Origin of the sequence: Bacteroides sp. An51A (assembly GCF_002161565.1) — a bacterium.
GTDB classification, from domain to species: Bacteria; Bacteroidota; Bacteroidia; order Bacteroidales; family Bacteroidaceae; genus Phocaeicola; species Phocaeicola intestinalis.
The window spans coordinates 319,319-332,294 of record NZ_NFIC01000001.1 but is presented as its reverse complement, the minus strand read 5'-3'; the positions used below and the strand labels follow the sequence as shown (position 1 = coordinate 332,294).

Genomic DNA, 12,976 nt, shown 5'->3' with positions numbered 1-12,976 from the left:
GATGGGAGCGCCTGTACTTAACGGACCGTTCACGATGCCGATGGTCCGCGGCTTTGTGCCCCGTCTCATGCAGCCCTGGCTTTATGTCTTTATGGCAGTCACGTTCCAGCTTTCGGGAGGGCTTTATCTGGGTACGCTGGCAGAGATGATGGGTGAAATCACCCTGATGCGCGAGGACTTGCTAATGTGTCTTTATGCCAACCTGGCGGGAATGGCGATTTATTTCCCTCTGCTGTTCCGGATGAAGTTCCGTTTCACCAACAAGACGTTGCTGGCGGTATCTGCTACGGGTGTGTTGGTGTGCAACTTGGCTGCACCACACGTTACGTTCCTGCCCTTGCTTTGGGTAATCTGTTTCGTGGAGGGCATCTGCAAGATACAGGGTACTTTCGAATGTATGTCCACCATCCAGCTTTGGATGACGCCAAAGCGTGATTTCACGGTGTTCTTCCCCATGCTGCACATTATTATATTAGGGAGCATGCAGGTGTCCGACCTTCTTGCCACTTATCTGATGCATTACTATCATTGGTCGTACATGCATTGGTTCATGGCGGGGGTGATGATGGTTGACTTGTTGATAATCACCCTTTGTACACGGCATTTCCGCATCGTCAAGAAGTTCCCGCTTTTCGGCATCGACTGGCTGGGAGCCTTGTTGTGGGCGCTGCTCTTGCTGGAAGTGGCTTATTTCTTCTGTTACGGAGAGTTTTACGACTGGTGGAACAGTCCTGTTATTCGCGTGCTGGCAGTGATGATTGTGTCCACGCTGGCGGTGTGTGTCGGACGGATGCTTCATGTGCGCCATCCTTTCCTCGAACCGAAGATGTGGACATACAGGCATCTTTTCCCCATCTTGCTGCTCATTATGCTGGTCGAAATGTACCTTGCCGCCGAACGTTCGCTGGAAGAAGTGTTCTACGAGAGCGTGATGCATTATGAGGCGTTGGTCAGCGTCCGGCTCGACTGGCTGGTGCTGGCGGGTGTGGTGGCAGGCTGTCTTTTCGCTTACTGGTGGATGCACGTAAGACGGTTCAGTTATTTGCGCCTTCTGGCGGTAGGCATAGCTGTGCTGGCGTGTTATCTTGTAGGCTTTTATTTCACGCTTTCGTCAGAAATTCATATTTCTCAGCTTTATCTGCCTGTAGCGTGCCGTGGATTCGCCTATGCCGTACTGAGTGCTACGTTTATGGTCTGTCTGGAAGAAATTATGACGTTTCAGCACTTCTTCCAGGCGTTGAGTGTGTTCAATATGCTGCACATGGTGGTAGGCGGTGTACTGGGGGCAGCCGTCTATACCGAAGGTCTGTCTTACTACATGGCGGATAATCTGGCGCGTTACGGCACTGCTATTGATAACGTAGCAGTCAGCTCCTCGCCTTTCGATTTAGGCGGATATATGCCGGGGTTCATCGAACGGATGATGGAAGTGAGCATCAAGCAAATCTATGGCTGGGTGATTTACGCCTGCCTTCTGCTGTTCCTTCTCTTCTTGCTTTACGATGCTCCTATCCGTCGCGAACTGAAACAGATGCCCGGCTGGCGTGCTTTGAGGCGTGAGGCGGAAAAAGCTTTCAGGTAAACGGGTTTGGAGATAACATACAGACGGACACAGATTTTTCTCGATACCTTTTATTATATAAGGTGTTTATGTAAATTCTGTGTCCGTCTTGTGTTTCATTGATGCGTTATGAAGTTAAGGGGCTGAGCAAAATTTAAACAGGTTAAAGGATGCCGGTTGTTTTATTCCACTACTGTTTCTACAGGTGTTCCGATACAGCCGTTGGGCATCTGTATGCGAAGCAGGGCACAGACGGTGGCGGCAATGTCAGTCATGTGTACAGGGTGGAAAGTATTACCCGATTCGATGTGCCAACCCATGAAAAACAGCGGGATATGTGCATCATAAGGATTCCATACGCCGTGGTCGGTACCACCTGTTTTATCAGGTCGGTCAATGTTGTACCAGCCGGGTTGCATGATGAGCTGAATGTCACCGCTGCGCAGTCGGTTGTAACCATTGATGGCACGTTCGCGCACATCGGCAGGTAGGGTGGCGTTACTCAGGTCTTCCATGTCTGCCACGTAGGCAAATTGTGGGTAACTTTTCAGGAAATCAATGGCGCAGGCTTTTGCGGCGCGTAAATCAATGTTTGCTTGGCGGATGTATGCATGGTCGAAGAATACTTGATAGTTAAGGATGTCTTTCACCAGTGGATGGCCAGAGCCGAACTGTTTGTCAAGCACAGCATTGAGCGAATCTTTGACAGTGCCCGCATACCAGCCCCCGGCAGGAATTCCACAGTCTTGCATCAGGCGGAAATTGTGGGCGGCTGCATGGTCGGCAGTAAGGAAGAGAAGGTAGTTATTCTTACCTATCGTCTCGTCCAGCGTACGGAAAAAGTCGGCAAGGTCACGGTCAAGACGGAGATAAGTATCTTCTGTTTCGATGGCATAAGTTCCGAACTGGTGTCCTACGTAGTCGGTTGACGAAAGACTGACGGTGAGCATATCAGTTTCGGGACCTTGACCCAGTTGTTCACCTTTCAGTACAGCCTTGGCTAGTTCCAGCGTGAGCGAGTTGCCATAAGGAGTGGTGCGGATGACACTGTAGCCTTTCTGTTCGAACAGGTGTGAGGTGGGCACGGGCAGTATAGGAGTGTCGGCAAGGGGTAATTCGTAAGCAGTGCTGTCGGCTGTGCTTGCAGTGTAGGTCTCGATGGGGTAGAGGGTGTCCCAGTCTTGCAAGAGATATTGTCGGGCAAGGTCACGTTGGTTGAAGTCGTTCAGCCATTGGGGAAGTGATTTCCGGTAATAAGTGCTGGTGATGAAGCGTCCGGTCTCGTCATCGAACCAATAGGCTGCATCGGGTGTATGTCCGGCAGGAAGAATCGAAGCGCGGTCTTTCAAGGCTACGCCGATGACGCGCGAACGGAAGTTGGTAGCAAGTTTCAGTTCGTCGCCGATAGTGGTGACCAATAAGTTGCGTGGTGACATTTTGCCGGCAGGACTGTTGCTTCCCACACCTGTTACGGTAGGATCGTCGGTACAATATACCAGTGTATCATTCTTGTAGAAATTGTTTCCTGCAATGCCATGGATAGAGGGTACGGAACCGGTATAGATAGACGAGTGCCCGATGGCGGTCACGGTGGGTATGTAGTTGAGATGAGTGTTGTCGCAACTGAAGCCTTCGTTCATTAGGCGCCGGAAGCCTCCTTCTCCGAAACGCGGATAGAAACGGTAGAGGTAATCCCAACGCATCTGGTCGACTACAATGCCGATTACTAATCGGGGACGCTCTACGTGTGGCGAATTGGTTTGTGCCTTTATCACGAAGCTGCAACACAAGCATAATAACAGGGTGATGAAACTCTTTTTCATAATTTCTTGTCTTTTTTGATTCGGGTGCAAAGGTGTAGTTTTTGTGTTACAGGGGCGTGAAACAGGTATTACAAAAGTGATACGAATCAGATTGTCGGGATTCTTGTCCTGTCTGTCAAAAATATGAAGATTCCTTATGCTTCGTTCTTTATTCTTCATTAGAATTGCGTATCTTTGCCCCATGCTTATGTAAAAAATGAATGTGATATGAATGAGACTGATGCTGCTGTCCGCCGGCGTGCCATATACGGGGTGACGCTGGCAGGCAGCGTGGTAAATGTCGTGCTGGTGCTGTGTAAGTTTGCTGCAGGCATATTGGGACGCAGTGCCGCGATGATAGCTGATGCGGTACACTCATTATCCGATTTGGCTACAGATGTGATTGTATTGGTGTTTGTGCGTATTTCAGACAAGCCGGAAGACAAAGGACACGATTATGGACACGGAAAATATGAAACCTTTGCCACCTTGCTGATTGGCGTGGCATTACTGGTGGTAGGTATTGGTATCCTATGGAGCGGAGGCGAACAGATTTACGCTTTTTTACAGGGGGAAACGTTGCCTTCGCCGGGTTGGATTGCCTTGTGGGCAGCATTGTTTTCAATTGTGTCGAAAGAGGTTCTGTTTCATTACACACGTCTGGTAGGAAGGAAATACGATAGTCCGGCGGTGATAGCTAACGCCTGGCACCACCGGAGTGATTCGTTTTCGTCTATAGGGACAGCAGTAGGTATCGGCGGCGCCATTTTGTTGGGCGAAGACTGGCGGGTACTCGACCCTTTGGCGGCAGTTATCGTAAGTTTTTTTATTATCCATGTGGCGATAAAGCAATTGGGACCTTGTCTGGACGAACTGTTGGAACGTTCGTTGCCCGATGATGTGGAACGTCATATCACCGACTTGGTGCTTTCGGTACCTGGTGTATCACAGCCGCACCATTTGCGCACGAGGCGTATAGGCAACCGTTATGCGATAGATGTGCATATCCGGATGGATGGCAATATGCCTTTGAGTGAGGCGCATGACCGTGCCACGCAAGTAGAGCAGAAATTGCGTGACACATATGGGAAGGATACATACATCAACATCCATGTAGAGCCGATGAAATGAAGAATTAAGAATGAAGAATATAGGAAACATGAAGATATTAGTGACAGGCGCAAGCGGATTCATCGGCAGTTTTTTGGTCGAAGGAGGATTGGAACGTGGCATGCAGGTATGGGCAGGTGTAAGGCAGAGTAGCAGTCGGAAATATCTGCAGGATGAGCGTATCCGTTTTGCCGAACTCGATTTTACAGATTCCGATCATTTGGAAGAACAGCTGAAGCGACATAAAAAAGAGCATGACGGGTGGGATTGCATTATCCACTGTGCGGGTGTGACAAAATGCCTGCATCAGGCAGACTTCGAAATAGGTAATTATTGGGCTACGCGTCATTTTGTCGAAGTGTTGATAAGATTGGACATGGTGCCACGTCAGTTCGTTTACCTTAGTTCGCTGAGTGTGTTCGGTCCCATACATGAACGTGACTATCTGCCCATAGGTGAGTGCGACACGCCACAACCCAATACGGCATACGGGGTGAGCAAGCTTCATACCGAAGCATACATACGTTCACTGGAAAACTTGCCGTGGGTGATATTCCGCCCTACGGGAGTATACGGTCCTCGTGAGCGTGATTATTTCCTGATGGCTCAATCCATATCGCGCCATTTGGACATCGTTGCTGGTTTCCGCCGGCAAGATCTTACGTTTGTGTATGTGACCGATTTGGTGCAGGCCATTTATTTGGCTGTGGAAAAGCAGGTGACGGGACGCGCTTATTTCGTAAGCGATGGCGAAGTGTATAGTAGCCGCACGTTCTCCGACTTGATACGGACCGAATTGGGACATCCTTGGCTGGTACGTTTTACGTGTCCGCTTGGGTTGTTGAAGATTATTTCGTCTGTGGCAGGAAACGTGGCGAAGCTGATGCATAAACCCAGTACGCTTAATCCCGACAAATATAAGATTATGAAACAGCGTAATTGGCGGTGCGACATAGCTCCGTTGGAAAACGAACTGGGTTACCAGCCTGCATATCCGCTGGAGAGAGGAGTAAAAGAAACAATCAGATGGTATAAGAAAGAGGGATGGCTATAAAATTATTCGAACGGGTAGAAAGCGGTAAGGAACTGTTTGCCGTAGAGACAATCAGCTTGATTTATAATGCACTGACCAGTTTTTTGGTTTTGTTGCTGTATCAGCGTATGGACCATCCGGGCACAATGTTACTGGAACGTTTGGGTATTGTGATTCTGACATTTGTGCTGATATTCCTGTATCAGGCGTTTCCGTGCAGGCTGACAGCATTTGTCCGTATGGTGGTGCAGATGAGTCTGCTTGCTTATTGGTATCCCGATACGTTTGAATTCAATCGTTTGTTCCCGAACCTTGATTATTTGTTTGCACGCAATGAGCAGGCATTGTTCGGGTGCCAGCCTTCGGTAGAGTTCAGCGAGCATTGTCCATCCATCTGGTTCAGCGAGCCGTTTAATATGGGCTATTTTTTTTATTATCCGATGATGCTCATTGTGGTACTTTATTACTTCGTGAAGCGTTTCGAGTGGTTCGAGAAGATTTGCTTTGTGCTGGTCACTTCGTTCTTCATTTATTATTTGGTTTATATTATGTTGCCTGTGGCAGGACCGCAGTTCTATTTCCCGGCTATTGGGATGGACAGGGTGAATGCGTGCGATTTTCCTCCTATTGGCGATTATTTCAATACGAATGATTACTTGATACCGGGACCGGGGTTCGACCATGGTTTTTTCTTTAATTTAGTGGAGGCTTCACAAGAAGTGGGCGAACGGCCTACGGCGGCTTTCCCCAGTTCGCACGTAGGTATATCTACCATTGTGATGATTATGGCGTGGCGGGTCAATCGGAGGCTGGCATATTTCCTGGCACCTTTTTATGTGTTGTTGTGTTGTGCAACGGTTTATATTCAGGCGCATTATCTGGTCGATTCCATAGCCGGTTTCTTTACCGCCTTTTTCGTTTACCAGCTTGCCACCCTGATGTATAAGCGCTGGTTTATCTCGCCGACGTTCAAGTACTTTAAGTAATTAAGAATGAAGAATGAAGAATGAAGAATTGCTTCGCCCGCATGGAAATTCTTCATTCTTCATTCAAAAAGATTCTTTATTTTTCCGTAACTTTTTTCGCGACTTTGCGTCTAACAAGTAGAACATAAACAATTAAACGAACAGAAACTATGAAATATTTTTCAATGATTGTGGCATCATGTGTCTTGGCAATGATGCTTACCGTTTCCGGATGCTACGCCGGAAGCAGAAACGTGGTAAAACCCAGCAAGAATTATGTGACCCAGAAAGTATCGCTTACCGGCATTGATGCTATTCGTTCGTCTTCATCGGTAGATGTAGTCTATACGCAGGCTTCGGGTACACCCTATGCCGAAATCTATGCACCTGATAACATTGTGCCTTTGATAAAAGTAGAACAGGAAGGAAGTAAGTTGCATGTAGGTTTCAAGAGCGGTACATCCATTACTGGAAGATATAAATGCGAAGTGCGTGTGTATGCTCCCGAAGTGACTTCATTCTCCACATCCAGTTCGTCCGACATTATCTTGGCAAACGGCTTGAAGACCCAAAAGGCTGTATCGTTCCGTGCATCGAGTAGCGGCGACATCAAGGCAGGGGCTGTAGCTTGTGCCGATGTGGAAATGATTACGCAGAGCAGCGGCGACATCGTGGTAGATGCTGTCCGGTGCGGGCAGCTGAGTCTGGATACGCAGAGCAGCGGCGATATCAAGGTGAATACCGCCCAATGCAGTGGAGCCGTTATCGAATCCAGTTCGGCAGGCGACTGCACGGTAAAGAACCTGACCTGTGAAGGTGATGTGAAAGCATCTACCAGCTCATCGAGCGACATCAAGCTTGCCGGCACATGCCGTAACGCTACGTTCAGTGCCAGTTCGGCAGGCGGCATCTATGCCAAGGACCTGCTGGCGAAAGATGTAAAGGCGACCGCCTCTTCGGCAGGCGATATCGAGTGTAACGCCAGCGGCGTGCTTTCCACTTCGGTGTCAAGTGCCGGCGATATCCGTTATAAAGGTACCCCCACCCGTGTAGAAGGCAAGATAAAAGGGGTTTCTAAAATGAAGGATTAAAGTGTGGCCTCAGTACGTCATCCGCAGGGTGAACAGCAGATTGCGGGGGCGGATGCGGTAGCTGCGTGATACGGTGCTGGCTTCATCGGTGAAAGAGGTATAGGCGTATTCTCTTTCGTCCAGCAAGTTGGTGGCGGCAAGCTCCATGTCTATCCGTTTGGAGAGTTTGTATGACACCACGGCATCGGCAAGGAAGAAATCCCGCTTGCGGCTATCTGTTTCCCGGTTGCGGTAATGCCCGCCTTTCAGCAAGATGCTGAGCTTTGCGGCGGGTGTTATCCGCAGGCTGAGGCTTTGCTCTAATGAGGCGGTATTCGTCTCGCTTCCTTCTTCTTCCAGCCTTAACTTGCTTTTCCCATAGTTTAACTCATAGTGCAGGGTAATTTTTTCCGTCAGGTCCGCTTCGATGCGCGGCCCGATGCTCCACATTGTGCGCACGTTCGGTATCCGTTCTTCGTTGCGCACCAGCACCGCGTGGCGGTTGGTGTACATCCCTTTCAGGTAGATGTAGCAGTTCAGGAAATCGAATCCTTTTGATACATTGCCGTTCACGTCCAGCTGGCGTGCCGTGTTTTCTCCCTGCTGGTATGAAGTGACGATGAAATCTTCTTCGAATTGCTGATGGGTCAGGTAGGGCAGGCTCATCCAGTTGTGCGACACCGACACATCGGCAAACAGTTCGTCCAAGGGACGCTTGTAGTAGATGCCACCTTCGATGTATTTGCTGGTGCTCAGCCCGTATACGGGATAACCTTTCATCAGCGTGCGGTAAGAATCCATCAGGTAACCCGGATAGAAAGAGGCATCACCGAGCGGACGGCTGGTGATTCCGCCCGAAAGGTCGATGTCCCAGCGTGCGCTTAGGGTATACGACAGGTACAGGTCTGGATTGAACAACACACGGGTCGAGGGGCTTTTCAGCCCGTTTGCCTTTTCCTTATATAGATAATGGTAGAAGTTGACGGGCAGCGCAAGTCGGGTCTTCAGCCTGCGCCACGTATATTCCAGTTTGGGGGTGAGGTAGAGCTGCGTGTAGTTCATGCCCGAACCTTCCTCGTCATTATCGGTCAGCGTTACGCCCTCCAGTTCCGATGCCATGTCGCGCCACATCACTTTGGCTCCGGCTCCTAGGCTTACCGTGACTTGCCCTATGGCGAATCCATAATCCACTTTGTTGTCTGAGAACAGTTTTCGCTGCTTTATCCGCTGGCTGCGTGTTTCGTCTCCGTACGTCACGTCCATCCGTTGCGGATGGTCTTGCACGAAGGTGTACGAGGTGAAGATGATGAACTTGTTGCCGAACCGCTTCAGCAGGTAGAGGTCGTTGGTCAGCTGTTTGTCGGGCGACCAGGCATCTTGGGTGTTGGGGATGGTTCCGCTCACGCCGTCATTCTTGTCCAGCCATGCGAAGTCTGCCATCAGGCGTTCGGTCAGGTTGTAGGTGTCTTCGTTCGCTTCCAGCCGTATCTCGGCGGAAAGCTGCTGTTGCTCGAAGAGCGAACTCTCTTTTTCGCGGATGGTGGTGGTATCGGCGTTCGCTTGGAAATATTGCGTCACGGTCTGCTTGTCCGATTCGGTCCGGTGGTTCATGTAGCCGATGCCTACGGTCACGTTCATTCCGTTCTTCAGTTGGAACAGGTTGTTCGAAGTCGCCTGATGGGTTCGGTTGAACAGCTCGCGCTCTTTGTTCAGTGCCTGTACTGCCGGAGGCACGATGCGGATGTAGTCGGTCAGTTTTTCGCGCCGGTAGCGTGTGGCGTTGATGTCGAACGACTTGAACTCGCGGGTCACGTCCCTGCCCGTGTTGTTGGTCTTGTAGGTATTGAGCGACTGGAATTTCTTGTTGAACTGCATGGCTATCAGTTCCTCGTCCCATAGTGCCGATGCAGGCGCGGCAAGCCCGATTCCTCCTTTCACGCTTCCTATCCACCGTTGCTTCACGTTCTCTTTCAGGCGCAGGTTGATGGCTGCCTGATCCGAAAGGCTCAGTCCGCTTAGTGCCTTGATGGGCTGGTGGTTCTCCATCACTTCTACGCTGTTTACGTCTTGGTTGGAGATGCTGTTGGTGGCGATGCCGTACTTTCCTCCCAGCAGGTCTTTGCCTTCGATGTAGAACTTGTTGATGGGTGTGCCTAGGTACGAAATCTTCCCGTCATCTGCCACCTGTATGCCGGGCAGCTTTTTCAGGATGTCCCCGATGGTGCGGTCGCCCTCTTTCGAGAAGCGTGCTACATTATAGATGATCGTATCTCCTTGCGCCCGTATCTTCGGTGCTTTCACGATGACCTCCCGGATGCTGATTTCTTCGGGTTGCAAGCCGATGCGGTAGGTTTGGTCTTGCGGCTGGATAGGGCGGGTCACGGCTGCATAGCCCAGGCAAGAGAAGCGTATCACCGCACGGCTTGCCTTTGTGCTGTCCACGTTTAGGCTGAATGTCCCGTCCTCGTCCGTAATGGCAAAGGCAAGGATGCTTTTTCCGTCTGCCCGGCAGACTGTTACACTTACTCCTTGTAAGGAGACTTGCTTGGCGGAATCGGTCACTTTGCCCGTTAATGTCCGTTGCTGGGCGCAGAGGGAAGAAGCGAGGCAGAGCAAGAACAGGTATACGATAAGGTGTTTCATGAATTGCAATTATTAGCTGTTGGGTTCTTTACTGTTTTAGTAAAGGTAGGCAAATCTGCCAGGTCGGGAACTATAAAATCGTTCGGTTTTTGTTCGATGTTTCCTCCTTGCAGTTTGTTTTTTGTTCGTCAGGTATATTTCTCCCATAAATATTTCAATGGGTCCAGCAGTCTTGCCGTAGGCTGGCTTCTTGGATGCGTGCCGAAGACAGGTTGCTCATCATCTGTTCCATGCCCCTTTGTTGGTTCAGGAAGGCACGGCGTGCTTCTTCGTGTTCTTCAGCCGAGATAAGCGAGATGTTGATGCGTGTGCCCAAGTGCAGCAATATCCAGCCGCGGATAAAGCCCACGCCCGCATTGCTGATGGATAAAGTGAGTTGTGCCAGCAAGACCAGGTACACGTAGTTCAGGTTCTGGTTGTTGATGCCGAAGTCTACGATAGACTGGGTGAGGAAAGGCAGTATCAGCTGTATCAGGCTGCCCAACAGCAAGCCGAGGAACAGTTGTCCCACCAGTTGCTTGTAAGGCTTGATGTACGAAAGCATGAAGCCCATCCCTTGAAAGCCGTTGTCCGTTTCATCGTCTTCTTCTTTGTAAAACTCCGGCGAAGGTTCCAGTAGCAGGGCAATGCCTGTGTCCTGTCCCTCTTTGCGGTTGCTCGTCCAGCAGCGGCAGAACTCTTCTGCCGTATACTTCAGTTTGCTGGTTGCAGGGTCTGCTACCCATACCTGTTTTTCCGTACAGCGATACACCACGACGAAGTGTTCTTGGTTCCAGTGTACGATGCAGGGCAATGGGGCATCTTCTGCCAATTGCTTGAAACTGATTTCCACTCCCATGCTGCGCATCCCTATCTTTTCGGCTGCTTCGCTGATGCCCAGCATCGATACGCCCAGCCTGCTGATGTGGCACTGCTCGCGCAAGCGTTCCAACGAGTAGCGTTTGCCATAATAGGCGGCTATCATACGCAGGCAGGTCGGTCCGCAGTCCATTTGTTCATGTTGCCGATAGTGGGGGAAACGTTGCATGAAGTTTTTCAATAGTTTGTTTTATTGTATTAGGTTCGTTTTATCTAAAATTAATAGTTATGATAATCGGTTTCCATGTAATCGTAAGCGACCGTGTTTCCTTTTGAGTCTTTTTTCTTCTCATGCATATACGGATTGTTTTCCGCTGACTGTTTTAAATAAGAAATACGGTCTATCCTTTCTCCTTGAGATTGTGACGAATTCTTGATATCATAAAAACATACAGGGGGAAGATTCTCTCGTTTTACACTAACTAAGGTGAAATGATAATGGTCTTTCGTGTCGTAAACCTCTATGATTAATCCGGGTAAACCATGAAACTTCCACGGTCCTTCTTGATAAAGAAGTTCAGTGGTGTACCAGGCTTTATATTCCCTACCATGAAATTTGCATACAGCTAAACGACATTGATACTTATTTATGGTTTTAATGCTGTCTTCTATCAATATCCATGGCTGTTTTTCATATTTTTCTTCTATCTGATAGGCTATTGATTTTGTCACCCACGTTGTGAGTTTGCCTTTCGGATAATTTTTATAATAGTATTCATTGATGATTTTTGTTCCTAATGCAGGACCTTCTCCATTAAATGATGCCATCATTTGTTGTAATAAGGTTTCACTCCCTTTGGGATCATTAGCGAGAGAATCTATTTTAAACGTGGAATACGGATAACATTGGCTTACATTTTTCCCAATGCGTAAAATCATTGTATCAATTACTACATTATTTTTTAGTGTATCTTGCTTTTGTATCCATTGGTATTTACATTCCAATAGCGATGGTTCAATAATTTGCGTGATGTGGTCTATTTGTGCTTGTGCGTGTGGTAAAATGCACAAGAGTATATAAAATAGGAGATTTCGTTTCATGATGTTAAGATTTTTATTGTCGGTAATCTAATTCTAAGAAATCATATTGGGTATATTTTAAGTGTTCCCTATATTGGGTTATGAACTTATGCGCTCTTTTTAAATAGTTAAGTCGTGTAGTCTGTTCAAATACCGAATTCCAATAATTATAAAAAATGATTGGCTCCACGTTTTTTGTACGTATGCTTGTTAATGTATAATGGTAATAATTTTGCTTGTCGTATGCTTCCATAATCAGTCCTGGCAATCCGCAAAGTTTCCATGGTCCGTTATCAATGGGAATATCAAGAGAAAACCAAGCATACCATAGTCTGCCTCTAAATTGAGTAACGGCAAGTTGGCAGGAATAACCTGCTATCTGTTTTATAGAGTCTTGCACTTTCCACGTTTGTTTAGGCGTATCTTCTGAGAAATATAGGCAGGCGGGTTTCTTTTGGAGTGTCAAATCTGGTTCTACTTGCATAACGTATGTAGTGGTTACCCCTTTTTGGGGATATGATTTATAGATATATCCGGGCGTACGTTCGCCCGGTTTGTTTTCGAAGTTTTTTGTACGAATGGCTTCGAATGTTCTTTTTATAGCTATTTGTTGTCCTGTAGGGCTTGACCATAATGAATCTCCATAGTGAGTGTACCAGCTATAGAACTGGCTGACATTTTTTCCTATCCGCAAAATCATCCGGTCTTTCATTACCTGGCTGCGGTCGAGTGTGTCTCGTACAGCAGTATGGTCGTACTGGCATTCCATGATGGCTGGTTCTATTACTTGTGTGGTGGTTCCGATTTGTGCCTGTGCCGGAAGCAGGAAGCCGAGCATCATCAAGGCGATAAATGTGTGTTTTGCCATATCTGTAAAGTTTTAAATTCGATATCGGCAAAAGTAGGGAAACCGC

The 12,976-nt window shown here is 48.4% G+C and carries 10 protein-coding genes; 5 read left to right on the top strand and 5 right to left on the bottom strand.

Going from position 1 to position 12,976, the window contains the following annotated elements; translation table 11 throughout:
- Position 1: 1 nt before the first annotated feature.
- Positions 2-1,582 (top strand): hypothetical protein, encoded by a 1,581-nt coding sequence (locus B5G04_RS01265; RefSeq protein WP_087248672.1) that lies wholly within the window; start codon positions 2-4, stop codon positions 1,580-1,582.
- Between the two features lie 161 nt (positions 1,583-1,743).
- Here B5G04_RS01265 and pafA read toward each other — a convergent pair whose 3' ends face one another.
- Complete coding sequence (gene pafA, locus B5G04_RS01260) at positions 1,744-3,384, bottom strand: alkaline phosphatase PafA (protein ID WP_158100013.1); 1,641 nt, start codon at positions 3,382-3,384, stop codon at positions 1,744-1,746.
- Between the two features lie 207 nt (positions 3,385-3,591).
- On the opposite strand from pafA, the gene B5G04_RS01255 reads away from it, so the two are divergent.
- The 4 genes from B5G04_RS01255 to B5G04_RS01240 all read left to right on the top strand — a co-directional run bounded on the left by B5G04_RS01255 (position 3,592) and on the right by B5G04_RS01240 (position 7,562).
- Positions 3,592-4,494 (top strand): cation diffusion facilitator family transporter, encoded by a 903-nt coding sequence (locus B5G04_RS01255; protein ID WP_022038624.1) that lies wholly within the window; start codon positions 3,592-3,594, stop codon positions 4,492-4,494.
- 10 nt (positions 4,495-4,504) lie between these two features.
- Positions 4,505-5,527: an NAD(P)-dependent oxidoreductase gene (locus B5G04_RS01250; RefSeq protein WP_239413998.1), complete on the top strand. Its 1,023-nt coding sequence runs from the start codon at positions 4,505-4,507 to the stop codon at positions 5,525-5,527.
- Entirely contained in the window at positions 5,518-6,492 is a 975-nt protein-coding gene (locus B5G04_RS01245; protein ID WP_087395291.1) for a phosphatase PAP2 family protein, read from the top strand. Before B5G04_RS01250 ends, B5G04_RS01245 begins: the two co-directional genes overlap by 10 nt.
- 149 nt (positions 6,493-6,641) lie before the next feature.
- Positions 6,642-7,562, top strand: a complete 921-nt coding sequence (locus B5G04_RS01240; protein WP_087395288.1) for a DUF2807 domain-containing protein — start codon at positions 6,642-6,644, stop codon at positions 7,560-7,562.
- Positions 7,563-7,571: 9 nt separating this feature from the next.
- Here the strand turns inward: B5G04_RS01240 and B5G04_RS01235 are convergent, their stop codons facing one another.
- From B5G04_RS01235 to B5G04_RS01220, 4 genes are all read right to left on the bottom strand, one after another.
- Positions 7,572-10,184: a carboxypeptidase-like regulatory domain-containing protein gene (locus B5G04_RS01235; RefSeq protein WP_087395285.1), complete on the bottom strand. Its 2,613-nt coding sequence runs from the start codon at positions 10,182-10,184 to the stop codon at positions 7,572-7,574.
- A 154-nt stretch (positions 10,185-10,338) separates the two neighbouring features.
- A complete protein-coding gene (locus B5G04_RS01230; RefSeq protein WP_087395282.1) occupies positions 10,339-11,211 on the bottom strand; it encodes a cysteine peptidase family C39 domain-containing protein in 873 nt (290 codons plus the stop codon).
- 50 nt (positions 11,212-11,261) lie between these two features.
- Positions 11,262-12,083 (bottom strand): GLPGLI family protein, encoded by an 822-nt coding sequence (locus tag B5G04_RS01225; protein WP_087248681.1) that lies wholly within the window; start codon positions 12,081-12,083, stop codon positions 11,262-11,264.
- Positions 12,084-12,096: 13 nt separating this feature from the next.
- Positions 12,097-12,930, bottom strand: coding sequence for a GLPGLI family protein (locus tag B5G04_RS01220; RefSeq protein ID WP_087395279.1), 834 nt, complete (start codon positions 12,928-12,930; stop codon positions 12,097-12,099).
- Positions 12,931-12,976: the final 46 nt, after the last annotated feature.